The following is a 26,296-nucleotide window of genomic DNA, read 5'->3' on the forward strand; positions in this document are numbered from 1 at the left end:
AAACTTGGAGAACCCATGGCCGACCTGCATGTCCCGGCCCATCCCGTGCGGTTCGTGACCGCCGCGGCACTGTTCGACGGCCACGACGCGGCTATCAACATCATGCGGAGAATCCTGCAATCGCAGGGGGCCGAGGTGATCCATCTCGGGCACAACCGGGCGGTGAGCGAGGTGGTGGACGCCGCGGTCACCGAGGACGTGCAGGGCGTGGCCGTCAGCTCGTATCAGGGCGGGCACATCGAGTATTTCGAGTACCTGACGAAGGCGTTGAAAGAGGCCGGGGCCGGGCACGTGCGGATCTTCGGCGGGGGCGGCGGGGTGATCATTCCGGAGGAGATCGCGCGGCTGGCCGAGTCGGGGGTGACGATCTTCTCGCCGGAGGACGGGCAGCGGCTCGGCCTGCCGGGCATGATCAATCAGCTGATCGCGGGCTGCGATGTGGATCTGTCGGTGTCGCCGCCGGATATCGACGCGGTGCTGACCGGCGACCGGGCCGCGCTGGCGCGCACGCTGACCTGTTTGCAGCAGGACAATCTGCCCGCGGAGGCGCTGGCGACCCTGACCTCCGCCGCGGCCGCGCGCCGGGTTCCCGTACTGGGCATCACCGGCACGGGCGGTTCCGGAAAGTCCTCTCTCACCGATGAATTGGTGCGCCGGCTGCGCACCGACCAGCAGGACAAGCTGCGGGTCGCGGTGCTCGCGGTGGATCCGACCCGGCGGCGCGGCGGCGGCGCGCTGCTCGGCGACCGCATCCGGATGAACGCCCTGGACGGCGACCGGGTCTTCTTCCGTTCCCTCGCCACCCGGGGCGAGCGCGAGGTGCCGCGCAATATCGACGAGATGGTGATCGCCTGCCAGGCAGCGGGTTACGACCTGGTGGTGCTGGAGACCCCCGGCATCGGGCAGGGCGATGCCGAGATCACCGGGCACGTGGACGTATCTGTGTATGTGATGACGCCGGAGTTCGGCGCGGCCTCCCAGCTCGAGAAGATCGACATGCTGGATTACGCGGATGTGGTGGCCATCAACAAGTTCGAGCGGCGCGGGGCCGAGGACGCGCTGCGGGACGTGTCGCGGCAGCTGGTCCGCAATCGCGAGGACTTCCACGCCCTGCCGGAGGACATGCCGGTATTCGGCACCAGCGCGGCCACTTTCAACGACGACGGGGTGACGGCGCTCTATCAGGAGTTGAGCGCCCGGCTCGCCGAGCACGGACTGCCGCTGGAACCCGGCGTGCTGCCGCGGGTGGACACCCGGGCCTCGACCCGGTTCGCGCAGATCATTCCGCCCGCGCGGGTGCGGTATCTGGCCGAGATCGCGGAGACGGTGCGCGGGTATCACGCGGAGACGGCGCGGCAGGTGCCGGCGGCGCAGCGGGTGCAGCGGTTCGAACAGGTGCTGGCCGAACTTCCCGGGGAGGCATCGGTCGCGGAGCTGCTCGAGCGCGCCCGGCGCGAATTGCCCTCGGAGAGCGCGGCTCTGATCGCGCGGTGGCCCGCCCTCACCGAGTCGTATCAGGGTGACGAGCAGATCGTGCGGGTCCGCGACAAGGAGCTGCGCCGGGAAACGTTGTCCGGCAGCTCGATTCCCCGGGTGGCGCTCCCCCGCTACACCGATCACGGTGAGCTGCTGCGTTTCCTGCGCGCCGAGCATCTGCCCGGCCATTTCCCGTACACGGCGGGAGTGTTCCCGTTCAAGCGCGACGGCGAGGATCCGGCCCGCATGTTCGCGGGCGAGGGCGATGCCTTCCGCACCAATCGCCGGTTCAAGGTGCTCTCCGAACACGCCGACGCCAAACGGCTTTCGACCGCCTTCGACTCGGTGACGCTCTACGGCCACGATCCCGCCGAACGCCCCGACATCTACGGCAAGGTCGGCACCTCCGGGGTCTCCATCGCCACCCTCGACGATATGAAGGCGCTCTACGACGGTTTCGACCTGGACGCGCCCGGCACCTCGGTGTCCATGACCATCAACGGCCCCGCGCCGACCATCCTGGCGTTCTATCTCAATGCCGCCATGGATCAAGCGCTGGAACAGTTCTCGGCCGCCGAGGGGCGCGAACCGACCGCCGCGGAAGCCGCCGAATTGCGGGCCCGCACCCTGGCCACCGTGCGCGGCACGGTGCAGGCCGACATTCTCAAGGAGGATCAGGGCCAGAACACCTGCATCTTCTCCACCGAATTCAGTCTGCGCATGATGGCCGATATCCAGGAATGGTTCGTGCGCAACAGCGTTCGCAATTTCTATTCGGTCTCCATCTCCGGATATCACATCGCCGAGGCGGGCGCGAACCCGATCAGCCAGCTGGCCTTCACCCTCGCCAACGGCTTCACCTATGTGGAGGCGTATCTGGCGCGCGGTATGCGCATCGACGATTTCGCGCCGAACCTGTCCTTCTTCTTCTCCAATGGCATGGACGCGGAATATTCGGTGATCGGCCGGGTGGCGCGGCGCATCTGGGCGATCGCCATGCGCGACAAGTACGGGGCCGACGACCGCTCGCAGAAACTCAAGTACCACATTCAGACCTCCGGCCGGTCGCTGCACGCACAGGAGATGAGCTTCAACGACATTCGCACCACGCTGCAGGCGCTGATCGCGGTCTACGACAATTGCAACAGCCTGCACACCAATGCCTACGACGAGGCGGTGACCACGCCCACCGAGGAATCGGTGCGCCGGGCGCTGGCCATTCAGCTCATCATCAACCGGGAATGGGGGCTCGCCATGAACGAGAACCCGCTGCAGGGCAGTTTCGTCATCGACGAGCTGACCGATCTGGTGGAAGAGGCGGTGCTGCGCGAATTCGAGCGGATCAGCGAGCGCGGCGGGGTGCTCGGGGCCATGGAGACCGGGTATCAGCGCGGGCGCATCCAGGACGAATCCATGCTGTACGAACGGCGCAAGCACGAGGGCAGCCTGCCGATCATCGGCGTCAACACCTTCCGCAATCCGCACGGCGAGGAGCAGCGGGTGCTGGAATTGGCGCGCGGCACCGAAAGCGAGAAGCAGTCGCAGCTGGAGCGGGTGCGCGAGTTCACCGCCCGCCATCGCGGGGAGGCCCCGGCGGCACTGGCGGAACTGGCTGCCGCGGCGGCCGGCGACGCCAATGTTTTCGAGGTGCTGATGAACGCCGCCCGGGTGTGCACGCTGCAGCAGATCACCGATGTGTTCTTCACGGTTGGAGGTCAGTACCGCCGGAATGTGTGACAATCCGAATCAGCCGATTCGGACGGAAGGGACGTCATGGACCTTGCGGGAATGACAGTCGTCGATGCGCACATTCACCAGTGGGATCCGCTGACCACCCCGCGCGAGTTCAGCCCGGTGGCCAGACTCTTCCGGTATCTGCCCGTTCCGATCGATGTCGCCAAACGGGTGGCGCCGCGCCGGGATCGTGAATTCGTCGGCGACCCAGCGCCTTTCGTCGCCCCCTATCTGCCCGCCGACTATCGCGCCGATGCGGGCGAGGTGCCGGTCGAGGCGATCGTGCACATCGAAGTGGAGTGGACCGGGAAGGGGCCGCTGCGCCAGGTCGACGAGACCCGGTGGGTGGCGAGCCTGCCGTTCGGGGTGGACACGCCGATGCTGGGCGCGATCGTCGGCGCGGCCGATCCGGTGCGACCCGGATTCGCCGAACTCCTCGACGCCCATCGCGCGGCCTCGCCGTTGTTCCGGGGTATTCGCACCCGGGTCGAATATCACCCGGATTCCGGTGTCCGCGCGCACAACAAGGAACCGGGCGCGCTCACCGCCCCGCGTTTCCTGGACGGTTTCGCCGCGCTGGCCGAACGCAAGCTGGGTTTCGAAGCCTGGGTCTACTCGAATCAGCTACCCGAGGTGACGGCGCTGGCCGGGCACTATCCGGACGCCACCATCGTGCTCAACCATCTCGGCACGCCCGCCGGTATTTTCGGGCCGGTCGGCAAGCACACCGGCCGCAATCCGGGTGAGCGCCGCGAGCTGTTCGTGCGCTGGCGCGACGATATCGCCGCGCTGGCAACGCATCCGAACGTGGTGGCCAAGGTGAGCGGGCTGATGATGCCGATCCTCGGCCATCCGGTGCCGCCGCGCGGCGAGCCCACCCCGGTACCCGTACTGCTCGACCGCATTTCACCCCTGCTGCACCACGCCCTGGACGTCTTCGGCCCCGACCGCCTCCTGTGGGGCTCGAATTTCCCGGTCGACAAACCGATTACGAGCATTCCCCATGCCGCCGCGGCGGTGGCGACGGCGCTCACCGACCACGGCGCGGACGCCTCCGCCCTGGATCAGGTCTTCCGCACCACCGCGCAGCGGGTCTACGGGGTCGGGGACTGACCTCCGGTACCCGGGGCTCGAACAGCGCTTCGGCCCCGCACGCCCACCCATTCCAGCGCCCCGAACACCGCGACGAAAACCGCGCCGATGAGCAGGAACGCGATACCCCACCCGGTCAGGTCGATCAGCCCGGACCAGGTCAGCGCGATCAGCCCGACCGCCGATGCCGCATTGACGGCGACCACCGAATAGCCCAGGCGCACAGGTATTTCCGGGTATCCGGCGATCAACAGCAGCGCGATGGCCCCGCCGAGCACGGCGACGCCGAACGGAATCGACCAGGCCGTCGGCAGGCCGAGCGGATCCCGCAGCGCCCGGGCGGCGGCCAGCATGAAGACGCCGAAGACGCCGGTGCCCGCGCCGTCCAGGCGCAGGGCCGTACGCAGCGGAACGACCGGCGCGGCGGATGTGGCGGGCGCGGTGATGACGGTCATGAGCGAGAACCTCCCGTAACTGGCTGAATTCCGCCTCCGACGCTCCCCCACCGCGAGCAGCGTCTCAATAACCTCGGAGGTTATGGGATGCCCGCACCTGCATGGCTACGCTGCGCATATGACGCAGACCGCACCGCGGCTCTCCAGAATCGGCGTGCTGCTCCGGGATTGGCGGCAGCGGCGCCGATTGAGCCAGCTGGACCTCTCGCTGGCCGCCGGCACCTCGGCGCGGCACCTGTCCTATGTGGAGACCGGGCGCGCCGAACCCAGCCGCGGCATGGTGCTGCGGCTGTGCGAAACCCTGGATATCCCACTGCGGGAACGCAATACGCTCCTGCTCGCCGCCGGATACGCCCCCGAGTACCGGGAGAGCAGTCTCGACGACGCCGGACTGGCCGCCGTGCGCAGCGCGCTCGACACCATGCTCACCACCCACGAGCCCTACCCGGCGGTGGTGGTGGATCGGCATTGGGATGTGGTGACCGGCAATCACGCCATGGGGGTCCTGATGCGGGGCATTCCCGATCACCTGCTCGGCCCGCGCCCCAACGTGTACCGCCTGGTCCTGCACCCCGAGGGCCTGTCCCGGCACCTGGTCAATGCGGCTCAGGTTCGCGAAGCGTTCCTGGAACGCCTTGCCGCCCAGGTCGATGCGACCGGCGATGCCCGGCTGCGGGCGCTGCGCGAGGAGATATCCGCCTATCCCGCGGCCGACTCCGGCGAGCGCACGGATGCTCCCGAGACCGGTCCGTTCCAGGTTCCGCTGCGCATCCGGACCCCGATGGGTGAGCTGTCCATGTTCAGCACCATGGCCACCTTCGGCGCGCCCGCCGACGTCACCCTGTCCGAGCTGGCCATCGAATTCTTCTATCCCCTGGACGAATTCACCGCGACCACGCTGCGCGGCCTGGCCGGGCAGCCCTGACCGCGCTCAACCGCGTCCCAGCCGGACCGCGCCCACGCCCAGCACCGCCGCACCGGCCACCAGGATGAGCACGGCGGCGCCCACCGAATGGTCGGTCCATTCCCAGACCGCTTGCACCACCGCGATGGTCACCAGTGCGCCGCCGCCGAGCACCAGCACCGGGTTGCGGTCGGTGAAGTAGAGAGCGAAACACGTTGCGGCGGTCGCCAGCAGGAAAGCGACGGCCCAGCCGGTGTGCAGGTCGCCGGTCAGTTCGGCGCCGACGACGGCGATCACCATGGCGATGACGTAGCCGGCCCAGGTCGGCGCCGCACGGCCGGAGCGGCCGGCCGCGAACCAGATTCCGGCCAGCACGAGCAGGCCGATACCCATGCCGAAATCGTCCAGATCCGCCCAGACCGTGAGCATCGCCGCCACCGCCGGGGCGGAGAACAGGCCACCGGCCACCAGCCCCATCAGCGATGGCAATGCCGTGTAACCGAGCACCGCCAGACCCGTGCCGACCAGCGCGGCCCAGACGAACGCGTTGTCGTCGCCGCGTTCGTCGATGGCCAGCCCCACCAGCAGCGCGGCGGACACCGGAGCCAGGGCGAACAGCGTCGCCGCCAGCCGGGCCGGACCGGTGCGGGCGAAACCATCGGGCTGGAACAGTCCGCGCCGGCCGCCCGCCAAGGCCACGCCGCCCGCGATCAATCCGGCCGAAACCAGTGCCAGCGCCAGCATTTTCCCGGCCGTGCCGAGGTCGTCCCAGGAGGAATCCAGCAGCACCACCAGCCCGGCCAGCACCAAGCCCGCCCCCGCATAGGCCGCGATCTCGGCCAGCAGCCGCCCGGGCGCGAGTCGTGCCGCGCGTTCCCGCGCCACCGCCGCCACCACGGCATCGCGCTGATCCCCGGTCAGCACTCCGTCGTCGACCAACCGCGCCAGTGCGGTCCCCACCTCACGATCAACCGTCATGCCTCATTATCGGCGGGCGCGAGCATTGCGCATCGCCGTGTGTTCGCGGCGTGGCGGATCAATCCGGCAGCGCCAGATACTGGGTGCCGAGCAGGTCGGCGGTGCGGCAGACGTGTTCGACGATGGCGGCGGTATCGGCCTCGATGGCGCCGGTGCGCCAGGCGGTGAGCAGCTCGCTGAATCCGCCGATGCCCATGAGAGTGCTCATCCGGAAGGCGGATTCGTCCACGCCGGGGCGCAGGTAGGGACGGCCGGTGGCGATGAGCAGATCGGTGGCCTCGGTGAGGGTGGCCTTGCGGCGCTCCTCCAGCACCCGGCTGCCGGCGTGATTGTCGAACAGGATGCGGGCGTGCCCGTTCGACTGCAGATCGATGGCGCGCGCCACCGCCAGGTGCAGGATATCCAGGGGCGCTTCCGAAAGATGTTCGGCGACAACGGCGGAGAGCTCGCCGAAGACCTCGAAGCAGACCTCGTCCCAGACCGCGCCCAGCAGTTCGTCCCGGTCGGCGAAATGCTCGTAGAAGTAGCGGTCGTTGAGCGCGGCGCGAGTGCACACGCCGCGCATGGTGACTGCGGCCCAGCCGTTTTCGAGCCAGATCTCCAGGGCCGCGTCGAGGAGCCGGCGGCGGCGTTCGGCGCGGCGTTCCTCGGGGGTGCGGCCGCCCCAGGTTCGAGCGGGTGCGCGGACGTCCATGCTTGACAAAATAGCGCACCGCGCGCCTAATTGGTGGCAGGTGCGGCCAATGGGGGGCAGACGCCACCAGTTGACCGCCCGGATGCCAACTCTCCGGGAGTTCCCATGCGGCTCAATCCATTCGGCGGCGCTCGCCGCACCCGGCACGCGGACGCGGTGGTCACCGGCTCCGGCAGCGGGATCGGGCGGGCCTTCGCGGTCGAGCTCGGCCGGCGCGGCGGGCGGGTGGTCTGCTCCGATATCGATCCGGCGCGAGCACGGGCCACCGTGGACCTGGTGTGCGATGCCGGCGGCAAGGCCTTCGACGTGGTGTGTGATGTGAGCAGCCTGAATCAGGTTGCGGCACTGGCGAACACCGCCGAGGAGTGGTTCGGCAAGCCCGCCGATGTGGTGATCAACAATGCCGGGATCGGCCGGGGCGGAGCCGTGATCGGCGATGCGCCGCTGAGCGAATGGCATCAGGTGCTGGATATCAATCTGTGGGGCGTCATCCACGGCTGCCACGTCTTCGCGCCCCGGCTGCGGGCCGCCGGACACGGGGCGATCGTGAACGTGGCCTCGGCCGCGGCCTTCGGATCCGCGCCGCGCATGGGCGCCTACAACGTGAGCAAGGCGGGCGTGCTGGCGCTCTCGGAGACCCTCGCGGCCGAGCTCTCCGGTTCCGGCGTGCACGTCACCGTACTGTGCCCCACCGCCGTGAAAACCAACATCCTGGAAGGCGTTTCGATCGGCGACGAATCGGTCGAACGCTGGGGTGATCGCCTGCTGCGCTGGACCGGGCGACCGCCCGCCGCCATCGCGCGCACCACCCTCGACGCCGTCGACAGCGGCCAGTTCTACGTGGTGCCGCAGCTCGAGGCCAAGTTGATCTGGCAGTCCAAACGGCTGCTGCCCGACCCGTACACCCGCGCCGCCGGATTACTGGAGCGGCTGGTGCGCTGATTCGCAGGGAGTCTGAACAATGGCGTTCGCATATTCCGACATGCTCGCAACGGTCCAGGACCGGCAGTGGGCGCTGGCCGATATCGATTGGGACGCACCGGGAGCCGAGCTCATCACCGACGAGCAGCGGCCGAACCTCGCCAAGTTCATGGCGGATCTGGTGTGGATCGAGCATGTAGGCGCGCGCGGATTCGCGGCCCTCACCAAACGCGCCCCCGAAGGCCCGCTCAAGGAGATCTACCGGCACTTCCACGCCGAGGAGCAGAAGCACGCCAATGCCGAACTGGCGCTCATGCGGCGCTGGGGCATGCTCGACGGCGACCGGATGCCGTTGCCCAACAAGAACATCCGCCTCATCATCCAATGGCTGGACCGGTACGGGGACGGTCTCACGCTGCCGGTACTCGGCACCGTCATCCCGTCGCTGGAATGCGCCCTGGACGGCGCGCTGGTCAAGTTCCTGCTCGACGAGGTGCGAGATCCGCTGTGCCACGAGGTTTTCCGCAATATCAACAGCGACGAATCCCGGCATCTGGCCGTGGGCTTCCAGGTGCTCGAACAGCTCGGCGCGGGGCCCGCGCGGCGCATCGCCATCGAAACGGCGGGCTACGCGCTGCGCCCCACCTTCCTGATGGGCGCGCTGCTGTACACGCCGCTGCTGTCGCGCATGTCGGCCAACATCATGGCCATGGGCCTCGACGAGGAGAAGCTCTGGAACGCGGTCCGGCGGTACGAGAAGGCGGGCGAGCGCAGCCCGGATATCAAGCGGCTGCCGCTGTTCCACGTGGTGCGCATGCACGGGATGGCCACCATCAACCGCTGGCAGCCGGTCCAGGCCGTGAACGACGGCTTGAACAAGGCCATCGACCACTTCCCGGTGCGCGTGCTGGGCCGCACGCCGTCCTGGTCCAAGGCGCTGACCCATGAGCCGGTGGCGAAATGAGCGCCCCGATCCGGCGCGGTGATCGGCGCGGGCGCGGCGCGGCGGCGTATCAGGGACCGGAGGTGCGCTGCGCGCATTGGCGCGACCAGCTCGACCTGCGTGGACGGCATGCGGCGGTGATCGGCGGCGGCGCGGCGGTCGCGCGGGTGCTGCCGCCGATCCTCGCGCGGGCGCGCAGAGTGACCGTCTTCCAGCGTGATCCGGTGTGGGTGCTGCCGACGCCGCCGCTGCCGGGCGCACGGGAGCTGGTGCGCCTGCTGCCCGAGGATCTGCTCGGATTGCTGCCGTCCGATTCGGCTCCGCCACTGCCCGGCGATCCCGCGCCGGGGACTCGCGCGCCGAGCGGACGGGTAGCGCACCGCCTGACTCGGTCGATCCTGCACGGCGCGGCATCGCTGAATCTGCGTGTGCAAGTTCGTGATTCGTGGCAGCGGCGGCAGCTCACCCCGGACACCACGGCGGGCGTGCGCGTGCACGGCCACTACTACCGAGCCCTGCAAGACCCCCGCTGCACGCTCGTCACCTGGCCCATCGCCCGGCTCGCTCCGCTGGGCATTCGCACCGTGGACGGCATCGAGCATCGGGTGGACTGCATCATCTACGCGGAGGATTGATATGAGCACCGCATCGCGCAGCGATTCCATGAGGGGTGGTGGTCGGGCGGCGGGTGGGCACAGCACCGTCGTCGACCACGAGATACTGATCGTCGGAGCCGGCTTCTCCGGCATCGGCATGGGAATCGCGCTGCGCAAGGCCGGATTCGAGGATTTCGTGATTCTCGACGAGGCCGACGGCGTGGGCGGGACCTGGCATTGGAACACCTATCCCGGTATCGCCGTGGATATTCCGTCGTTCAGCTACCAGTATTCGTTCGAGCAGCAGAACTCGTGGTCGAGGGTGTACGCGCCCGGTAAGGAGCTGAAGGCGTACGCCGAGAAGTGCGTCCGCAAGTACGGCCTGCGCCCGCGAATCCGGTTCGGCACCACCATCACTCGCGCCGATTTCGATGACGAGCTGCATCTGTGGCGGGTCGGCACGGCCGACGGGGACGAGATCACCGCACGCTATCTGATCGGTGCGACCGGCGTGCTCACGCGGCCCAAACTGCCCGAGATCCCGGGAGCCGAACGGTTCGAGGGCATCACCATGCACACGGCGCGCTGGGATCATGCACAGGACCTGCGCGGCAAGCGCATCGGCATCATCGGCACCGGAGCCTCGGCGGTACAGGTGATTCCGGAGATCGCACCCGAAGTCGCGCATCTCGTGGTCTTCCAGCGCACCCCGATCTGGTGCCTGCCCCGGCCCGACGCCCCGCTCTCCCCCGCGCTGCGCACCGTCATGCGGCTGCCGGGCGGGCAATCGCTCACCCGGCTGCTGAGCCAGGCCTTCGTGGAGCTCACGTTCCCGCTGTCCGCGCACTATTACAAAGTGCTGCCCGCCGTGAAACTGGGCGAGCGCACCGGGCTGGCGCATCTGCGGGATCAAGTCGAGGATCCGGTGGTGCGCGACAAGCTCACCCCGCGTTATGCGCTGGGCTGCAAGCGCCCGTCGTTCTCCAACGACTACCTGAAGACCTTCAACCGGGACAATGTGCTGCTGGAGACCGACCCGATCACCGAGATCACGCCGACCGGATTGCGCACCGCCGCCACCGATCACGAGGTGGACGTGCTCATCATGGCCACCGGCTTCAAGGTCATGGAATCGGGCAATATGCCGACCTTCGACCTGCACGGCAGTGCCGGCGTGCGCTTGGAGGACTGGTGGGACAAGAACCGGCTGCAAGCCTACGAGGGCGTGAGCGTGCCGGGTTTCCCGAACTTCTTCACCATCATCGGCCCGTACGGCTACAACGGTTCGTCCTACTTCACCCTCATCGAGATGCAGACCCGGCATATCCTGCGGCTGCTGCGCCGGGCTCGCAAGCAGCACTGCACCCGGGTCGAGGTGACCGGCGAAGCCAATGACCGGTACTTCCGGGAAATGCTGAATCGCCGTGGCACGCAGGTGTTCTGGCAGGACAGCTGCGCGGTGGCCAACAGCTACTACTTCGACAAGAACGGCGATGTGCCGCTGCGGCCCATGAGCACCGTCGAAGCCGCTTGGCGTGCAGGGCATTTCGACCTGGACGACTACCGATTCGACACGGTGCCCGCGGATTCCTACGCGTCCAGCGAGCGGTACACGGCGCGCAGCTGACGCAGCCCGGATTCGGCGCTGCGCTCGTCCTCGGCGGTCATGCGCAGCGCCTGCCGCAGCAGGATGGCGTCCAGATCCTCCGGGGCCGGGCGGAAATCCGGTTTCGGCAGGGCGGGCAGGGCGGTCTCGTCGCCGTAGATATCGGTGGATGTCGCCGTCGCGCCCGCCTGCTGCACGCTGCCGATGAGCGCGTCCAGTTCGACCCCGCGCAGGGTGAGCAGATCCAGCGGCCGCTCGTCGAAGCGCTCGGCAAGCACGTAGCAGACCGCCGCCACATGCTTGCAGGGCCAGCCCATATCGGGGCAGTTGCAGGAGAAATCCAATTCCGACGCGGTGGTGGGCAGCAGCAGCGGGCCCAGCGCCCTGGGCAGGGTGCCGGCGGCGATCTCGCCGAGCATGCCCGGCGTGGAACGCACCAGCTCCACCAATTCGTCGAGCCGTTCGTCCCGCAATTGCCGCAGGCTGAGCACGCAGACGAACGGGCGCGGCTGACTGCCCTGCACTTCCGCGCCCACCGCGCCGGGTTCCAGGTGATAGCTGATCACCTGGCCCGCGCGGGCGTAGGTGCGGCCGCGCGTCAATCGGCCTTGATCGGCGACCTGTTCGACGGCTTCCAGGAACGAACGGCCCCACCAGGTTTTGGCGAAGGCCGCCCCGCGCTGACTGCGCGCCGCGACGCCGCCCTTGACCGGGCGGCGCTTGCCGAACTCCGAGTAATCCACGAACGGGCTCATTCGCCGACCGCCTCCGCACCCAGCGCGAACAGTTCGCGCAGTTCGTCGTCGCCGAGTTCGGTGATCCACTTCTCGCCCGCGCTCACCGTCAGATCGGCGAGTTTGCTCTTGCCGCGCAGCATGTCGTCCACCCGCTCCTCGATGGTGTCCACGCACACCAGCTTGCGCACCTGCACGTCCTTGCGCTGGCCGATCCGGAAGGCGCGGTCGGTGGCCTGGTTCTCCACCGCCGGATTCCACCAGCGATCCAGGTGCACCACGTGATTGGCGGCGGTCAGGTTCAGGCCGGTGCCGCCGGCTTTGAGCGAGAGCAACATGAGCGGCGGGCCGTTCTCGGACTGGAAACCGGTGACCATGGCGTCGCGGCGCTGTTTGCTGACGCCGCCGTTCAGGAACGGGACCTCCGCGCCGAAACGTTCGGTCAGATACGGGGCCAGCAGGTTGCCGAACTCGGCGAACTGGGTGAACAGCAGCGCCCGTTCACCGTCGGCGATGACGGACTCCAGGATGTCCTCCACCAGCGCCAGCTTCCCCGACCGGTGATGCCCGCGCCGCAGCAGCGCGGACCCGTCGCTCAGATAGTGCGCCGGGTGATTGCACACCTGCTTGAGCCGGGTCAGCGCGGCCAGCACCGCGCCCTTGCGCTCCATGCCCTTGGCGGACTTGAGCTTTGCCGACATATCGTCCAGCACCGCCTGATACAGCGCGGCCTGCTCCACGGTGAGGTTGGCCCGCACCGTCATCTCGATCTTGTCCGGGAGGTCGGAGATGACCGCCGGATCGGTCTTCACCCGGCGCAGCACGAACGGGGACGTGATGGCCTTGAGCCGCGTCACGGCATTGGCGTCGTGCTCTCGTTCGATCGGCACCGCGAACCGGGCGTGAAAGTCCTTGGGCTTGCCCAGCAGCTGCGGATTGGCGAAATCCAGAATCGACCGCAGCTCTTCCAGGCGGTTCTCCACCGGAGTTCCGGTGAGCGCCAGGCGATGCCGCGCCGGCACCAGCCGCGCCGCCCGCGCCTGCCGCGTCCCCGCGTTCTTGACGTGCTGCGCCTCGTCGAGCGTCACCCGCTGCCACGGCTGCCGCTTCAACTCCTCCACATCCCGCGCCAGCAGCGCATAGGTGGTGATCACCAGATCCGAATCCGCCACCGCCGCATCCAATTCCGCGCCGGAGCGACGCGCCGCCCCATGATGCACCAGCACCCGCAGATCCGGCGCGAACCGCTCCGCCTCCCGCTGCCAGTTGCCGACCACGGACATCGGGCACACCAGCAAGGTCGGGCCGACCGCGAGACCGTCCGCATCCGGTCGCCCGGCCTCGGTGATCTGCACGCCGCCGACGGAAAGGGCAGCGCCGCTGGAAAGGGCAGCCCCGGGGAGGAGCACAGCAGCGTCCCCGGACAGCGCTGCCCCAACGGGCGGCGCAACTCCCTCCGGCAGTGCGATTCCAGGCGGCGGAGCGCCCCCGGGCAACCCGGTAACCGGCGTCGGAGCGGCTGCCGTTCGAGTCGAATCCTTAACGGCGGCAGCCGTTTCCCGCTCGTGGACGAGTAGCGCGAGGACCTGGACCGTCTTGCCCAGACCCATATCGTCGGCGAGGACCGCACCGCAGCCGAGGCGGCTCATGGTGGCCAGCCAAGTCAGGCCGCGCTGCTGGTAGGGGCGGAGCTGCGCCTTCAGGCCGATCGGTTCCGGGACCGGTTCGACGGCGTGGTCGGCGTCGAAAAGCTGTGCGGCCCAACCGGTCGCGCTGACCTCTTCGACGGGCACGCCGATCACCGGTTGCCGCGCGAGCTCGGCGAACAGGCCGCCCATGGTGGTCTCGGTGCCGTCGGTGCGGCCCGAGACGTAGTCGGCCGCCGCGGCCAGCATGCGGTGGTCGGCCTGCACCCATTCGCCGCGCAGCTGCACCAGATCCGATTTGGACTGCACCAGCCGCGCCATCTCGGCGGGGGTCAGCACGATGTCGCCGAGGGCCAGTTCCCAGCGGAATTTCACCAAACCCTGTAGCCCGACCGCGCTTTCGGTCGCGGGCGGGCTCTGCACCTGCAATTTCATGGTGGGCGCGGCCACCCGCCAGGCGCGCGGCAGCAGCAGCCGCACCCCGGCCGCCTGCAGTACGGGCGCGCCGTGCGCGACCAGGTCCATGACGACCTCGGTGGGCATGAACAGGTCCATGCTGCGCGAATCGCCCGGCAGGTCGCGCAATCGCGGATATGCCTGTTTGGCGGCGGCCAGCTTCTCCCCCGCCAGCCGCACCAGATGCGGATCACCGGGCAGCAGCACCGGTTGCGGCGCTTCGCCTTCCGTGCGCAGGCACACCTCCAGCCGCCACAAGCCGGAGGTGTCGTCCTCCTCGGGTTCCAGCAGCCGCAGCACCAGCACCGGCTCGTCCACGGTCAGGCTGGTCCGCCAGTCCTCCAGCACCGCCGACACCCGATGCGATCCGGTCTCCAGGGGTTCGGCGGTGAGCAGCGCGGTCAGCAGCGGATGCGATGGCGCGTCCGGCGTCCCGGCATGCCGGGTGGCCGCGTCGTCGCCCAGATGCGTCCGAACGATCGGATCGGTCAGCTCGCCGATCAGGTTCTCCAGCAGTTCGGTGGGGCGGCCCGCCACCTGAAGCGCGGGCGGCATGGCCACCGCGAGCTCGGCCAGCCAGGCCCGTTGCCGCTGGCCCCCGACCAGTCGCCAGCGCGCCCACCATTCGCCGTCGTCACGCCGGACCTCCGGCACGATGCGCCCGGCCCGGACCCAGCGGTCCACCCCCCTGGCAACATGGGCGAGGAAGCGCAGATCCCCCGCCACCGCCCCGCTGGGCAGTGCTTGCAGCAGCACCCGGGCGGCGAATTCAGGGGCCAGGGCGTGCGCGGGCACCTTGGCGCGCTCGGGCCCGTACATCGCGTTCACCAGCACTTCGGCCTTGTGCCGGAACTTGGCCGCACGCACGATCCCGCCCAGCGGATCGGGCAGATTCACGCCATCGGCCGAGGTCAGCGGCTCACCCGGGGTCGCCGCAGCACCGGCGCCGGCCGCCGGGTCGCGCCACAGCAGCAAGCCCGAGCCCGGTGACCACAGTCCGTGCAGCATCCGACCATCAAATCAGCCGGGTCCGACAGCCCGGAATCAACCCGTTATGCCGTGTTTCCGAGGTGTCATCCGGGGGCATTGCGGAAATCCGGCAAATCACCGCCCCCGGCAGGTCTTCTCTTTTCCGCCGCCACGGAACATACTGGTATATCCGCAGGTCACCGCATACGGCGAGGTCGCTTGTGCCCGTCCGCCGACGGGTCTCGGCGTCGACCGGCGGGGGCGCACCCTGATAATCCACCGCGACTCAATCCGGAGCCGTGGCACTTTCGATACCGAGGGAGGCCGTGAAGATGACGATTCTGCTCCAAGTGCTCGAGCAGAGCTTCACGCCGACAACGCCGTGGGAACGACGCAAGTTCACCTTCGTGGACACGACCAAGATCGTGGGGATGCGCCTGGACGGGCAGTCCGGCGTCTGGCTGGACTTGTCCAGGCCGGGAGAATCACAGCGCCTGGCGCGCACCGCCGACCCGCGTGACTCCATCACCTTCCTGCTCACCACCTTCGCCAAAATCGCCGAATGCGAGGACCGCGGCGGGTCCTGGCTGATCGGCCACGACGGCGCGCACAGCGAATCCATCCAGGCCATGCGGTACCCACCGCAGCTGTCCGAGACCGCGGCGGACGACCTGCTGGCGCACGCCTGGTTGTAGACACACCCGCGCGGGTCGCGCGAACCTGCCCGAAAGCGGCGTAGGACAGCCGCTTTCGGGTAGACCCGTGAGGTGTCCTCCGCACTTCCCGGGCCGTACGCGCATCGGATACCGGCCGCGCTCGCGGTGCTCACCGCGCTGATACTGCTCGCGACAGGGTGCACAGCTATCGGCGGGGAAACCGCGCCCGCGCCCGGCAGTCCGGCTCGCGCGGAGCTCGAAAAGCTCCTGACCACAGTGCGAATCGTGGATTCGCGCGGGCATCCGGGCGGATACGAACGCGGGTGCAAGGCCGGGCAGGGCTGTGTTTTCGGGCCGGCGTGGAGCGACGATCAGGACGCGCCGCGCGGGCACGACGGCTGCGACACCCGCAATAATGTACTGGGCGAACAGCTTTCGGGCGTGGTGCGTAAAGGCGACTGCGTGGTGGTGTCGGGGACGCTCGACGATCCGTACACCGGCAAGCGCATCGACTTCACCAAATCCGACGCCAAGGATATTCAGATCGATCACGTGTATCCGCTGGCGGCGGCCTGGGATATGGGCGCGTCCGGGTGGGGCGCGGCGCAACGCCTGCGGTTCGCCAATGACGTGGAGGTCAACCTGCTGGCCGTGGCCGCGAAAGCCAACCAGGACAAGGGTGATCGAACGCCCGGCGACTGGCTGCCGCCTTCCCGGGCCGGGCACTGCTTCTACGCCGGCAAGTACCTCACCGTCGCGGTCCGCTACGAGCTACCGGTCACCGCCGCCGACCGCGACGCGCTCGCCCGCATAGCCCGAACCTGCCCATAGCTCCCCGAACCTGCGGAACGCCTCCGCCGCGGTGAGCGGATCGCGTGGATCCACCACCGCTTCCTGCAATCCGAGCAGGCCCCAGGACAGGAAGGTCACGGTGGCGGCCAGTTCCCGCGGCGGCAGTCCCAGTCGCGGGCCCAGATGCTCGGTGAGCAGATCGGCGTACATCTGCCGGACCGCCCGCAGCACAGTGGCGTTCGCGCGCGGGCCGACCAGCGGGTTGTACACCTGCGGATGCTCACCGGCCAGCCGGAACAGGATCGCCACCGGAGCCAGCAGCGAGCGGTCCGCCGGACGCGCCGCCAGGCCGTCCGCGATCATCGCCCGCACATGCTCGGTGCAGCTGACCAGCAGCAGATCGTCCTTGTCGCGATAGTGCGCGTAGAAGGTGGAGCGGCCGACGTCCGCGCGATCGATGATGTCCTGCACCGTGATCCGCTCGTACGGTCCGGCGGTCATGAGTTCGATGAGCGCCTGATGCAGGGCCAGCCGGGTCCGCCGCACGCGCCGGTCCCCGGCCGGCAGCGGCGTTTCCGCACACTTTCCCCGGCCCTGTGCGGAAACGGACGGATCTGCCGAAACTGGTTCTGGCCTGGACTTTTCCATCCTCCGATGATGAACACATGGCCCGAAACGAACAAGGCTCCACAGCCGAATCCACCGCGGTCGGCGGTCTCATCACCTGGCCGCGCCGCTACAACCTGCTCACCGATGTGTTCTTCCTCGGCCGCACCGGCCGGCTGATCGCCGAACTCGCCGATGCCGGCGGCGTGCGCTCCGGTGACCACGCCGTCGATATCGGTTGCGGCCCCGGCCGGTTGGTGCGCGAGCTGAGCACCCGCGTCGGCCCGCACGGCCGGGTGGTGGGCATCGACCCGTCCGCCCCGATGATCGACTACGCCACCGCGCACTCGCCCGCCAACTGCCGCTTCGAACTCGCCCCCGCCCAATCCCTCACCCAGCCCGACGCCGCCTTCGACGTCGCCACCTGCACCTTCGCGATGCATCACATCCCGGAAGCGGAACGCGAACGCGCCCTGCGGCAGATCTTCCGCATCCTGCGCCCCGGCGGCCGGCTGCTGCTCGCCGACGCCACCCCCACCAGCGGTTTCAGCAGCGCGGCAATACGATTCATGGCCCGGGTATCGGCCCGCCGCCACGGACGCGGCGGCGCTGCGCACAGCCACCACGCGCACGACGAAGTGCACGGGCACGACTACAGCGCCAACGCGAACGACCCGTTGGCGACGGTGAACGTACAGCGCTACCGGAAAGTGCTGTCGGACATCGGCTTCACCGACTTCGAATACCGCACCAGCCGCTTCCCAGTCGGCATCCTGACAGCCGTGAAGCCGGCGTGATCAGCTCACTGTCCATTGGGCGCAGCCCACTGAGCACACTTGGCGTGTACAGCCCGTGTGCACAGTCGGCGTGCACAGCCCGGTGTGCGCACTCGGCGTGAACAGTTCGGTGTTTACAGCCGACCGGCGACCCGGATTACGTTGGGGCGCAGCGGGATCAGACCGGTTCCGGACCGGTGGCGACGGGGCGCTTGGGGTCGTTGGACCATTGTGACCAGGAGCCGGGGTAGAGCGCGGCGTCGATGCCCGCTACTGCGAGGGCGGCGACCTGGTGGGCGGCCGTTACGCCGGAGCCGCAGTAGGCGGCGACCTGACCGGAGCCGAAACCCTGGAAGCGGGAACGCAATTCGTCGACCGGTTTGAAAAGGCCTTCTGTCGTCAGGTTTTCGGCGGTCGGGGCGCTGACCGCACCCGGAATGTGCCCCGCGCGCGGATCGATGGGCTCCACTTCGCCGCGATAGCGTTCGCCCGCCCGGGCATCCAGCAGCAGTCCGCTCCAGGAAGCGGCCGCGTCGGCGTCGATCACCGGCATGTTCCCCGAACTCAGCACCACGTCCCCGGTCTCCGGATCGGGCTCCTCCCCCGACATGATCTTGCCGCCCGCCCGCTCCCAGGCCGGCAGCCCGCCGTCGAGAATCCGCACCTCGGCCACGCCCGCCCAGCGCAGCAGCCACCACGCCCGCGCCGCCGCCATCCCGCCGGTGGCGTCGTAGACGACGACCGAATCCCCTTCGCGCACACCCCAACTCCGCGCGCACTTCTGCAAATGCGCCACCTCCGGCATCGGATGCCGCCCCTTGGCGGGCGACGGCGGCGCGGCCAGCTCGGTCTCCAGGTCCACGAACACCGCCCCGGGAATGTGCCCGTCCAGGTAATGCTGCGGCCCGTCCGGATCCCCCAGCGCCCACCGCACATCCAGCAACCGCGTCCGGGAAGCCCCGGCCGCCAGCCGCTCCTGAAGTTCCCCGGCCGAGATCAGCACCGCGCTCAAGCCCACTCCTCTTCGCAGAAATCCGCACCTGAAGACGACGCCCCCACCCTACGCAGCCACCGCCGCCGCCACACCGGAAGCCTATGGACGAGTGCGGCGCCTGCGTCCCGCCGTCTCGAGGCGGGTCTCACCCGCACCGTGAGATTCCGGCCGAACGCGGGCCGGAACAACCGAGCAAAGCGGAACGACGGCGGACGCGGCGCGACCTTCGGTCAGGCGGCGGCCGGGGGCAGGAGCCAGCGCACCAGCAGGCCCGCGACCAGGGCCCAGAAGGCGGCGCCGATGCCGAGCAGGGTGACGCCGGAGGCGGCCACCAGGAAGGTGAGGGCGGCGGCGGAGCGGTGGGCGGCGGGGGTGAGGGCGGCGGTCAGGGCGGCGGCCAGGGTGGCGATGAGGGCCAGGCCCGCAACGGTTTCCAGAACGCCCTCGGGTGCGGCGGCGACCAGGGTGACCAGGGCTCCGGAGGCGAGGGCCAGGACGAGGTAGGCCAGACCCGCGGTGAAGGCGGCGATCCAGCGGCGCTTCGGATCGGGGTGCGCGGAGGGGGCGGCGGAGAGGGCGGCGCTGATGGCCGCCAGATTGATGGCGTGACCGCCCGCGAACGCGCCGAGCGCGGTGCCGATGCCGGTGACGCTCATCGCGGCTCGCCAGGGGACCTGGTAGTCGAAGGTCTTCATGACGGCCGTGCCGGGGATGTTCTGCGCGGCCATGGTGACGATGTAGAGCGGGACCGCTACGCCGATGAGCGCCTGCCAGCTCCAGTGCGGGACAGTCAATTCCACGCGCGGGACCATGGCGGCGAAGTCCAGGCTGCGATGCGTGACGACGATGTCGATCGCCGCGCCGACGGCCGCCACCGCGAACGCCGCCAGCACGGCCCAGCGCGGGGCGAAGCGTTGCAGCAGCAGCCAGGTCACGATGACCGGGACGACCACCGCCGGGCTCACGGTGAGCGCCTTCATGGGCGCGAGACACAGCGGCAGCAGCACGCCCGCGAGCATGGCCTGCGCGATCTCCACCGGAATCGCGGCGATCAGCGCGCCCAGCCGCTGCCAGAAACCGGTCAGCACAATGAGAATGCCCGCCACCACGAACGCGCCCACCGCCGCCGGCCAGCCGCCCGCCACCATGCCGGTGCTCGCCAGCAGCGCCGCGCCGGGCGTGGACCAGGCCAGTGTGATCGGCATCCGGTAGTAGCGGCTCAGCAGCAGCATGCCCACGCCCTGCGTGACGCAGATGGCCAGCAGGCCCGAAGCCGCTTGCCCGGCAGTAGCTCCCATGGCGGTGAGACCGGCCAGCACCACCGCGAAGGAGCTGGTGAAGCCGACGAGCGCGGTGACGATACCGGCGCCGATGGGCTGCCCGAGCCCGGTTTCGGGAGGGCTTTCCACGGCCGGGGCGATATCGCTTGCGCTCGTGCTCATCGAGCTATCGTGGCGGTCCAGTCGGGGGCAGGTCAGCGGCCAATCACGTGAAACTGGACTGAAATTGGTGGCGAATGCCCGGAACCGTGAGATCCCGGCCGAAAGCACGCCGGGATGACGGGCGGGGTTCAGCGAAGGTCGAGGTCTTCGGTGGGGCGAGTGGGAATGGTGTTGGTGGTGGCGAGCCGTTCCAGGAGGGGTGTGGCGCGGGGGCCGACCAGGGAGCGCATGACCAAGGCCATATTGGTGCGTTCCACGCCGGGGATCTTCAGGATGTGGCCGGTGATGCGGTAGAGGTCGTCGGCGTCCTGGGCGACCACGCGGACCGTGAGGTCGGTGGGGCCGGTCATACCGCAGACCTCGGTGACCTCGGGGATTTCGGCCAGTTCGGCGACCACCGCGTCCAGTTGGTGCTGGTCGACGACCACCGCCACGAAGGCCGAGAGAGGGTAGCCGAGAGCTCGCGGTTCGACCCGGCGCTCGAAGCTGGCGAGCACCCCGTTGGCTTCCCAGCGCGCCAATCTGGCCTGCACCGTATTACGCGAAAGCCCCAGGCGGGCGGCTAGTTCCACCCCGGTCGCACGGGGATTGGCCACCAACTCCAGCAACAGCCGGGCATCGGTGGCGTCGATCGTTCCGGTAGCGGGCTCCCTACTGGACATGTCAGGCAGTATGACACCCCCGACCCGCGCCCAACCGCGCATTCTGCTCAGTTGCCGTGTCGCTGCTTGCGCAGTTCGCTCGAAAGAGGATGCTGTGTGGTACAGGACACACACCGGTTGCTCACAGGACACAATCCTCCGGCGATGACGGTGTACCCGGTGTTTCGAGGAGGCGATACCCATGCCCGAGAAGAACGCCTATCCGGTGCAGTTGATCCAGCCCGACGGCCGCCGCGTGCACGATCGCGTCCACGCCCCGCTCGTCGCCGATATCGATGCCGAACGTTTGCGGGCCATCTACACCGATATGGTGATCGCCCGCCGCATCGATACCGAGGCGACCGCCCTGCAACGGCAGGGCCAGCTCGGCTTGTGGCCGCCGCTGCTCGGTCAGGAAGCCGCCCAGATCGGCTCGGCCCATGCCTTGCGCACCGACGATTACGTGTTCTGCAGCTATCGCGAGGCGGGCGTGGCCTGGTGCCGCGGGGTCCCACCGGAGCAGATGACCACACTCTGGCGCGGGGTCGCGCATTCCTGCTGGGACGCCGACGCGGTCAAGATGACCAATCCGGCGATCGTGGTGGGCGCACAGGGTTTACACGCCACCGGCTACGCCTTCGCCGCCCATCTGGAAGGCGCGGAGATCGCGACCATCGCCTACTTCGGCGACGGGGCCACCAGTCAGGGCGATATCGCCGAAGCGCTCGGGTTCGCGGCGAGCTGGAGCGCCCCGGTGGTGTTCTTCTGCCAGAACAATCACTGGGCGATCAGCGCCCCGGTCCGGGTGCAGAGCGCCACGCCGATCGCACAGCGCGCCGTCGGCTACGGCATTCCGGGCATACAGGTGGACGGCAACGACGCCCTGGCCGTGCTGGCGGTGACCCGGCAGGCGCTGATCCGGGCCCGGTCCGGCGGCGGGCCGTCGTTCATCGAGGCCATCACCTACCGGATGGGCCCGCACACCACCGCCGACGATCCCACCCGCTACCGCACCGCCGCCGAACTCGAACTGTGGCAGCGCCGCGACCCGATAGACCGCATCCGCCGGCTGCTGGAGCGAGAAGAGCTGTGGGACAGCGATTTCGAACAGGAAGTGGCGGTCCGCTCCGACGAGGTGGCGGCGCGGCTGCGCAGCGCCACCCTGAACATGCCGGACCCGCAGGTGTCCGACCTCTTCGACCACGTCTACGCCACCCCGCACCGGCTGCTCGCGGAGGAACGCCGCGAGTACACCGCCTACCTGGAGGGAGCCCAGTCATGAAGACGACATTCGCGGGCGCGATCAACTTCGGGTTGCGGCGAGCCTTGGAGGACGATCCCAAGGTCGTGCTGATGGGCGAGGACATCGGGCGGCTCGGCGGCGTCTTCCGGGTCACCGACACGCTGCAGAAGGACTTCGGGAACAATCGGGTCATCGACACCCCGCTGGCCGAATCCGGGATCGTCGGAACGGCTTTCGGAATGGCATTGCGCGGGCTGCGACCGGTTTGCGAAATCCAGTTCGACGGATTCGTGTATCCGGCATTCGATCAGATCGTCAGTCAGGTCGCGAAAATCCACTATCGGACGCGCGGAAAAGTGGTCGCGCCCATCACCATTCGCATTCCGTTCGGCGGCGGGATCGGCTCCGTCGAGCATCATTCGGAATCGCCGGAGGCGTATTTCACGCACACCGCCGGGTTGCGGGTGGTGTCGCCGAGCAATCCCGCGGACGCGTATCTGATGATCCGGCAGGCCGTCGCGCTCGACGATCCGGTGATCTTCTTCGAACCGAAACGGCGTTATTGGGACAAAGCCGACGTGGATTTCGAGGGGCTGGACCGGGACGGCGGATTGGCCCTGGACCAGGCGCGGGTGTGCGTCAGCGGCACCGACGCCACCGTGGTGGCCTACGGCGGCACCGTCGCCACCGCGCTCACCGCCGCCGATATCGCGGCGGCGGAAGGACATTCGCTGGAAGTGATCGATCTGCGCAGCCTGTCGCCGATCGATTTCGACACCATCGAGACCTCGGTGCGCAAGACCGGACGCTTGGTGATCACGCACGAAGCGCCGGTATTCGGCGGGCTCGGCGCGGAAATCGCCGCCCGCATCACCGAACGCTGTTTCTACCAGTTGGAATCGCCGGTATTGCGGGTCGGCGGGCACGACATCCCCTATCCCCCCGCTAAACTCGAACGGCACCACCTGCCCGACCCCGACCGCATTCTCGCCGCGGTCGATCGCACGCTCGCCGCCTAATCGGTCACGCACGGAGGAAGCTCGGTGGACAATCAGCGTCAGGTCATGGAATTCCGGCTGCCCGATCTCGGCGAGGGTTTAGCGGACGCCGAATTGGTGTCCTGGTCGGTGGCGGTCGGCGACACGATCGAGCTGAACCAGATCATCGCCGAGGTCGAAACCGCCAAAGCCCAGGTGGCCCTGCCCAGCCCGTACGCGGGCACCGTGACCGAACTGCTCGCCGAACCCGGCGAGACGGTGCTCGTCGGCGCACCACTGATCCGGGTGGCGAGCACGGCCGACGCCGATCGGAGCCCGGAGGCGACGGCCGGAACCGCCTCCGGCACAACGAGCCTCGCCGAGGTGAGCAGCCCTGCCGAGGCGCCGAGTGGGCGGCAGTCGGTGCTGGTGGGCTACGGCCCGGAGAACGAGGGCGTATCGCGGCGGGCCCGCGCTGCCGCGGCCCGGGGCGTCACGGCGGCAGGGGATGTGGATATCGCACGCCCCTCGGCGGACACCGCCCGAACCGGTGCGGTCGGCCAGGGAAACGCCGTGGCGGCCGGCGAGACCGATGCGGCGCGACCCGCCGCGACGCCGGCAGCGCGCAAGCTCGCACGGGAGATGGGGGTGGATCTCGGCACCATTGCGGGGTCCGGGCCGGACGGGGCCGTACGGGTGGAGGATCTGGCCGGGGCACGGCCACAGCCTCGCGCCGATCACATTCCGATCCACACCGCGCCACCGGTCACGCCGATGAGCGCGACGGGTACGGAGCGGGCGAATTCCGGTGAGCGCGAGACGCGTACGCCGATCGCGGGCGTTCGTAAGCGGACGGCGGCGGCCATGGTGGCGAGTGCGCAGCACATTCCGCAGGCGAGTGCGTTCGTGACGACAGACTTCACGGGGTCGATGGAGCTGCTCGATCATCTGCGGGCGACGACGTCGTTCGCGGGGCTGACGCTCACGCCGCTGGCGCTGGTGGCGAAGGCGACGCTGGTGGCGCTGAGCGAGTTTCCGGAATTGAACGCGCATTGGGACGAGGCGAATCAGCAGATCGTCACCAAGCATTACGTGAATCTGGGGATCGCGGTGGCGACCGAGCGCGGGCTGCTGGTGCCGAATCTCAAAGAGGCGCAGGCATTGAGCCTGCGGGATCTGTGCCTGGCGATCGGGAAGGCGGCGGAGGTGGCGCGGGCGGGGACCGCGACGCCGGGCGATCTCACCGGCGGGACGTTCACCATCAGCAATGTGGGGGTGTTCGGCGTGGATGCCGGTGTGCCACTGGTGAATCCGGGCGAGGCGGCGATCCTGTGCCTGGGCTCGATCCGCAAGAAGCCGTGGGTGCATCGCGACGAATTGGCGGTGCGGTGGGTGACCACGCTCGGTGTGAGCTTCGATCACCGGCTGATCGACGGCGAACAGGGTGCGCGGTTCCTGGCGAATATCGCTGCGCTGCTGGAAGATCCGCTCACCCTGCTCGGCCGGGTCTAGCTGTCGGCGGCCGCCGTCACGACCAGCGGTTCGACGGCATCGCGGATCACGTCCGGGATCGGCACCGGCTTGCGCGTCGTCTCGTCCACGTAGACGTGCACGAAGGTGCCGGTCGCGGCCAGCTCCAGATCCACGCCGTCGAGGCGGAAGATGGCGAGCTCGTAGCTGATGCTGGAGTTGCCCAGCCGTGCCACCCGGATACCCACCCGTAGTTGATCCGGGAAGCTGACCGAGCCGACGAACTTGCAGGACGTCTGGGCGACCACGCCGATCGCGGGTAGGTCGCGGATATCGGTGCCGCTGGCGTGAATCAGGAACGCATTCACGGCGGTATCGAAGTACGAGTAATACGTCACGTTGTTGACGTGCCCGTAGTGGTCGTTGTCCGCCCAGCGCGTCGGCATGGGCCAGAGCACCGGGTATCCCGAATCCTGAGTCACCAGCCGACCGTATTTGATTTGCCTCCGCTACGCTCCGGCGGGGTTCGAGATCATCAAGCGGAGCGCTGATCTGCGCCGTTGCGGTGGTCACGCGGGCTCACGCCGTAGTGGCGTTTGAAGGCCGTGCTCAAGGCGAACGCGCTGCCGTACCCGACCCGGCGGGCAATGGATTCCAGGGTGGCGTCGGATTCGTGCAGCAGATCCGCGGCCAGTGCCAGCCGCCAATCGGTGAGGAACGCCATGGGCGGCTCGCCGACGAGTTCGGTGAAGCGCCGGGCCAGCGCGGCGCGCGAGACGCCCACCTCGGTGGCCAGCAGCGCGACCGTCCAGCCGTGCGCGGGATTGTGCTGCATGAGGCGCAGTGCCTTGCCGACCAGCGGATCACCGTAGGCGTGATACCAGGCGGGGGCGTCGTCGCGGGAGAACCAGGCGCGCAGCGAGGCGATCAGCAGCAGATCCAGCAGGCGGTCGAGCATGGCGCCCTGCGCGGGCAGATCCTTGGCGGCCTCGTCGACCAGCAGATCCAGCACCCGATTGTCGATATCGCCGCGATTCAGCACCGCGATGGGCGGCAGCGCGCGCAATAGTCGGCGGCTGGCCGCGCACTCCTGCTCGTAGGTGCCGGTGACCAGCACGGTCTGGGCGTCGGCGCTGGTGCCCCAGCTGCGCACGCCCAGGCTCAGGGTCTCGCACAGCACTTCGCCCTCGGGGGTGGTGGTGACCTGACCCGGGTGGATGATCACCTGCGGCAGCGTGCCCGGATCGTCGGACATGGTGTAGTGATCGGGCCCGCGGAAGATCGCGATATCGCCGGCGCGCAACTGGCGCGGCGCGACCGGCTTGCCGTTCTTGGGGTCCGGCACCACCCAGCCGCCGCCGCGCACCACCGCCACCAGGGTCAGCGGCGCTTCGTCCCGGATCCGCAGGGACCAGGGCGGATCGAACGATGAGCGCATGACGAATGCCGCCCGCGCGCGTGGACCTTCGAGCAGGCTGGCCAGCGCATCCATACC

Annotated in this window: 24 protein-coding genes; 13 read left to right on the plus strand and 11 right to left on the minus strand. The window is 68.9% G+C overall.

Features of this window, described 5'->3' with window-relative positions:
* Positions 1-15: 15 nt before the first annotated feature.
* Positions 16-3,213 carry a fused isobutyryl-CoA mutase/GTPase IcmF gene (gene icmF, locus LTV02_RS25540; RefSeq protein WP_233034388.1) on the plus strand — a complete coding sequence of 1,066 codons (3,198 nt, stop codon included), beginning with the start codon at positions 16-18 and terminating at the stop codon, positions 3,211-3,213.
* 51 nt (positions 3,214-3,264) lie between these two features.
* A complete protein-coding gene (locus LTV02_RS25545) occupies positions 3,265-4,323 on the plus strand; it encodes an amidohydrolase family protein (RefSeq protein WP_233034391.1) in 1,059 nt (352 codons plus the stop codon).
* Here LTV02_RS25545 and LTV02_RS25550 read toward each other — a convergent pair.
* Positions 4,305-4,757 carry a hypothetical protein gene (locus tag LTV02_RS25550; protein WP_233034392.1) on the minus strand — a complete coding sequence of 151 codons (453 nt, stop codon included), beginning with the start codon at positions 4,755-4,757 and terminating at the stop codon, positions 4,305-4,307. The genes LTV02_RS25545 and LTV02_RS25550 overlap by 19 nt on opposite strands.
* A gap of 118 nt (positions 4,758-4,875) precedes the next feature.
* Here LTV02_RS25550 and LTV02_RS25555 point away from each other — a divergent pair, with 118 nt between their 5' ends.
* Entirely contained in the window at positions 4,876-5,682 is an 807-nt protein-coding gene (locus tag LTV02_RS25555; protein WP_233034393.1) for a helix-turn-helix domain-containing protein, read from the plus strand.
* Between the two features lie 6 nt (positions 5,683-5,688).
* On the opposite strand, the gene LTV02_RS25560 is transcribed toward LTV02_RS25555, so the two are convergent.
* Positions 5,689-6,639 (minus strand): DUF2157 domain-containing protein, encoded by a 951-nt coding sequence (locus LTV02_RS25560; protein WP_233034394.1) that lies wholly within the window; start codon positions 6,637-6,639, stop codon positions 5,689-5,691.
* A 58-nt stretch (positions 6,640-6,697) separates the two neighbouring features.
* Positions 6,698-7,333, minus strand: a complete 636-nt coding sequence (locus tag LTV02_RS25565; RefSeq protein WP_233034395.1) for a TetR/AcrR family transcriptional regulator — start codon at positions 7,331-7,333, stop codon at positions 6,698-6,700.
* A gap of 105 nt (positions 7,334-7,438) precedes the next feature.
* Here LTV02_RS25565 and LTV02_RS25570 point away from each other — a divergent pair, with 105 nt between their 5' ends.
* From LTV02_RS25570 to LTV02_RS25585, 4 genes are read left to right on the plus strand one after another with little or no spacing between them, the layout of a single operon-like run.
* Positions 7,439-8,275 (plus strand): SDR family NAD(P)-dependent oxidoreductase, encoded by an 837-nt coding sequence (locus LTV02_RS25570; RefSeq protein ID WP_067722171.1) that lies wholly within the window; start codon positions 7,439-7,441, stop codon positions 8,273-8,275.
* A 19-nt stretch (positions 8,276-8,294) separates the two neighbouring features.
* A complete protein-coding gene (locus tag LTV02_RS25575; protein WP_233034397.1) occupies positions 8,295-9,218 on the plus strand; it encodes a ferritin-like domain-containing protein in 924 nt (307 codons plus the stop codon).
* Positions 9,215-9,832, plus strand: coding sequence for an NAD(P)/FAD-dependent oxidoreductase (locus LTV02_RS25580; RefSeq protein WP_233034399.1), 618 nt, complete (start codon positions 9,215-9,217; stop codon positions 9,830-9,832). Before LTV02_RS25575 ends, LTV02_RS25580 begins: the two co-directional genes overlap by 4 nt.
* Positions 9,833-9,860: 28 nt before the next feature.
* Entirely contained in the window at positions 9,861-11,420 is a 1,560-nt protein-coding gene (locus LTV02_RS25585) for a flavin-containing monooxygenase (RefSeq protein WP_233041703.1), read from the plus strand.
* Here the strand turns inward: LTV02_RS25585 and LTV02_RS25590 are convergent.
* Complete coding sequence (locus tag LTV02_RS25590; RefSeq protein ID WP_233034401.1) at positions 11,384-12,154, minus strand: SWIM zinc finger family protein; 771 nt, start codon at positions 12,152-12,154, stop codon at positions 11,384-11,386. The genes LTV02_RS25585 and LTV02_RS25590 overlap by 37 nt on opposite strands.
* Positions 12,151-15,243 carry a DEAD/DEAH box helicase gene (locus LTV02_RS25595; RefSeq protein WP_233034402.1) on the minus strand — a complete coding sequence of 1,031 codons (3,093 nt, stop codon included), beginning with the start codon at positions 15,241-15,243 and terminating at the stop codon, positions 12,151-12,153. The genes LTV02_RS25590 and LTV02_RS25595 overlap by 4 nt, the downstream gene beginning before the upstream one ends.
* 293 nt (positions 15,244-15,536) lie before the next feature.
* Between LTV02_RS25595 and LTV02_RS25600 the strand changes: the two genes are divergently transcribed.
* Positions 15,537-15,899 (plus strand): hypothetical protein, encoded by a 363-nt coding sequence (locus LTV02_RS25600; RefSeq protein ID WP_067722201.1) that lies wholly within the window; start codon positions 15,537-15,539, stop codon positions 15,897-15,899.
* Positions 15,900-15,971: 72 nt separating this feature from the next.
* On the plus strand, positions 15,972-16,691 hold the full coding sequence (locus LTV02_RS25605) for an HNH endonuclease family protein (protein ID WP_408639260.1): 720 nt from the start codon (positions 15,972-15,974) through the stop codon (positions 16,689-16,691).
* Here LTV02_RS25605 and LTV02_RS25610 read toward each other — a convergent pair.
* Positions 16,632-17,198, minus strand: coding sequence for a TetR/AcrR family transcriptional regulator (locus tag LTV02_RS25610; protein ID WP_233034404.1), 567 nt, complete (start codon positions 17,196-17,198; stop codon positions 16,632-16,634). The two genes, LTV02_RS25605 and LTV02_RS25610, sit on opposite strands and share 60 nt — an antisense overlap.
* A gap of 119 nt (positions 17,199-17,317) precedes the next feature.
* On the opposite strand from LTV02_RS25610, the gene LTV02_RS25615 reads away from it, so the two are divergent.
* A complete protein-coding gene (locus LTV02_RS25615) occupies positions 17,318-18,055 on the plus strand; it encodes a class I SAM-dependent methyltransferase (RefSeq protein WP_233034405.1) in 738 nt (245 codons plus the stop codon).
* Between the two features lie 157 nt (positions 18,056-18,212).
* On the opposite strand, the gene LTV02_RS25620 is transcribed toward LTV02_RS25615, so the two are convergent.
* The 3 genes from LTV02_RS25620 to LTV02_RS25630 all read right to left on the minus strand — a co-directional run bounded on the left by LTV02_RS25620 (position 18,213) and on the right by LTV02_RS25630 (position 21,132).
* A complete protein-coding gene (locus tag LTV02_RS25620) occupies positions 18,213-19,034 on the minus strand; it encodes a sulfurtransferase (RefSeq protein WP_233041705.1) in 822 nt (273 codons plus the stop codon).
* Between the two features lie 224 nt (positions 19,035-19,258).
* Complete coding sequence (locus tag LTV02_RS25625) at positions 19,259-20,470, minus strand: benzoate/H(+) symporter BenE family transporter (protein ID WP_233034406.1); 1,212 nt, start codon at positions 20,468-20,470, stop codon at positions 19,259-19,261.
* A gap of 128 nt (positions 20,471-20,598) precedes the next feature.
* Positions 20,599-21,132 carry an Lrp/AsnC family transcriptional regulator gene (locus tag LTV02_RS25630; RefSeq protein WP_233034407.1) on the minus strand — a complete coding sequence of 178 codons (534 nt, stop codon included), beginning with the start codon at positions 21,130-21,132 and terminating at the stop codon, positions 20,599-20,601.
* Between the two features lie 181 nt (positions 21,133-21,313).
* Here LTV02_RS25630 and pdhA point away from each other — a divergent pair, with 181 nt between their 5' ends.
* The 3 genes from pdhA to LTV02_RS25645 are packed head-to-tail and all read left to right on the plus strand — an operon-like array spanning position 21,314 to position 24,843.
* Positions 21,314-22,393 carry a pyruvate dehydrogenase (acetyl-transferring) E1 component subunit alpha gene (pdhA, locus tag LTV02_RS25635; protein ID WP_233034408.1) on the plus strand — a complete coding sequence of 360 codons (1,080 nt, stop codon included), beginning with the start codon at positions 21,314-21,316 and terminating at the stop codon, positions 22,391-22,393.
* Complete coding sequence (locus tag LTV02_RS25640) at positions 22,390-23,373, plus strand: alpha-ketoacid dehydrogenase subunit beta (RefSeq protein ID WP_067722186.1); 984 nt, start codon at positions 22,390-22,392, stop codon at positions 23,371-23,373. Before pdhA ends, LTV02_RS25640 begins: the two co-directional genes overlap by 4 nt.
* Positions 23,374-23,418: 45 nt before the next feature.
* Entirely contained in the window at positions 23,419-24,843 is a 1,425-nt protein-coding gene (locus LTV02_RS25645; RefSeq protein WP_233041706.1) for a dihydrolipoamide acetyltransferase family protein, read from the plus strand.
* Here the strand turns inward: LTV02_RS25645 and LTV02_RS25650 are convergent.
* Together LTV02_RS25650 and LTV02_RS25655 are read right to left on the minus strand one after the other, a co-directional pair.
* On the minus strand, positions 24,840-25,247 hold the full coding sequence (locus LTV02_RS25650; protein WP_233041707.1) for an acyl-CoA thioesterase: 408 nt from the start codon (positions 25,245-25,247) through the stop codon (positions 24,840-24,842). The two genes, LTV02_RS25645 and LTV02_RS25650, sit on opposite strands and share 4 nt — an antisense overlap.
* 89 nt (positions 25,248-25,336) lie before the next feature.
* A complete protein-coding gene (locus tag LTV02_RS25655) occupies positions 25,337-26,293 on the minus strand; it encodes an AraC family transcriptional regulator (protein WP_067720573.1) in 957 nt (318 codons plus the stop codon).
* Positions 26,294-26,296 lie beyond the last annotated feature (3 nt).

The sequence above is a fragment of the Nocardia yamanashiensis genome (assembly GCF_021183565.1).
Taxonomy (GTDB): Bacteria; Actinomycetota; Actinomycetes; order Mycobacteriales; family Mycobacteriaceae; genus Nocardia; species Nocardia yamanashiensis.

Bases quoted from the DNA above. Each gene is read 5' to 3' on its own strand.
- icmF (WP_233034388.1), top strand. From the start codon at position 16: ATGGCCGACCTGCATGTCCCGGCCCATCCCGTGCGGTTCGTGACCGCC.
- LTV02_RS25545 (WP_233034391.1), top strand. From the start codon at position 3,265: ATGACAGTCGTCGATGCGCACATTCACCAGTGGGATCCGCTGACCACC.
- LTV02_RS25550 (WP_233034392.1), bottom strand. From the start codon at position 4,757: ATGACCGTCATCACCGCGCCCGCCACATCCGCCGCGCCGGTCGTTCCG.
- LTV02_RS25555 (WP_233034393.1), top strand. From the start codon at position 4,876: ATGACGCAGACCGCACCGCGGCTCTCCAGAATCGGCGTGCTGCTCCGG.
- LTV02_RS25560 (WP_233034394.1), bottom strand. From the start codon at position 6,639: ATGACGGTTGATCGTGAGGTGGGGACCGCACTGGCGCGGTTGGTCGAC.
- LTV02_RS25565 (WP_233034395.1), bottom strand. From the start codon at position 7,333: ATGGACGTCCGCGCACCCGCTCGAACCTGGGGCGGCCGCACCCCCGAG.
- LTV02_RS25570 (WP_067722171.1), top strand. From the start codon at position 7,439: ATGCGGCTCAATCCATTCGGCGGCGCTCGCCGCACCCGGCACGCGGAC.
- LTV02_RS25575 (WP_233034397.1), top strand. From the start codon at position 8,295: ATGGCGTTCGCATATTCCGACATGCTCGCAACGGTCCAGGACCGGCAG.
- LTV02_RS25580 (WP_233034399.1), top strand. From the start codon at position 9,215: ATGAGCGCCCCGATCCGGCGCGGTGATCGGCGCGGGCGCGGCGCGGCG.
- LTV02_RS25585 (WP_233041703.1), top strand. From the start codon at position 9,861: ATGAGGGGTGGTGGTCGGGCGGCGGGTGGGCACAGCACCGTCGTCGAC.
- LTV02_RS25590 (WP_233034401.1), bottom strand. From the start codon at position 12,154: ATGAGCCCGTTCGTGGATTACTCGGAGTTCGGCAAGCGCCGCCCGGTC.
- LTV02_RS25595 (WP_233034402.1), bottom strand. From the start codon at position 15,243: ATGCTGCACGGACTGTGGTCACCGGGCTCGGGCTTGCTGCTGTGGCGC.
- LTV02_RS25600 (WP_067722201.1), top strand. From the start codon at position 15,537: ATGACGATTCTGCTCCAAGTGCTCGAGCAGAGCTTCACGCCGACAACG.
- LTV02_RS25615 (WP_233034405.1), top strand. From the start codon at position 17,318: ATGGCCCGAAACGAACAAGGCTCCACAGCCGAATCCACCGCGGTCGGC.
- LTV02_RS25625 (WP_233034406.1), bottom strand. From the start codon at position 20,470: ATGAGCACGAGCGCAAGCGATATCGCCCCGGCCGTGGAAAGCCCTCCC.
- LTV02_RS25630 (WP_233034407.1), bottom strand. From the start codon at position 21,132: ATGTCCAGTAGGGAGCCCGCTACCGGAACGATCGACGCCACCGATGCC.
- pdhA (WP_233034408.1), top strand. From the start codon at position 21,314: ATGCCCGAGAAGAACGCCTATCCGGTGCAGTTGATCCAGCCCGACGGC.
- LTV02_RS25640 (WP_067722186.1), top strand. From the start codon at position 22,390: ATGAAGACGACATTCGCGGGCGCGATCAACTTCGGGTTGCGGCGAGCC.
- LTV02_RS25645 (WP_233041706.1), top strand. From the start codon at position 23,419: ATGGAATTCCGGCTGCCCGATCTCGGCGAGGGTTTAGCGGACGCCGAA.
- LTV02_RS25650 (WP_233041707.1), bottom strand. From the start codon at position 25,247: ATGCCGACGCGCTGGGCGGACAACGACCACTACGGGCACGTCAACAAC.
- LTV02_RS25655 (WP_067720573.1), bottom strand. From the start codon at position 26,293: ATGGATGCGCTGGCCAGCCTGCTCGAAGGTCCACGCGCGCGGGCGGCA.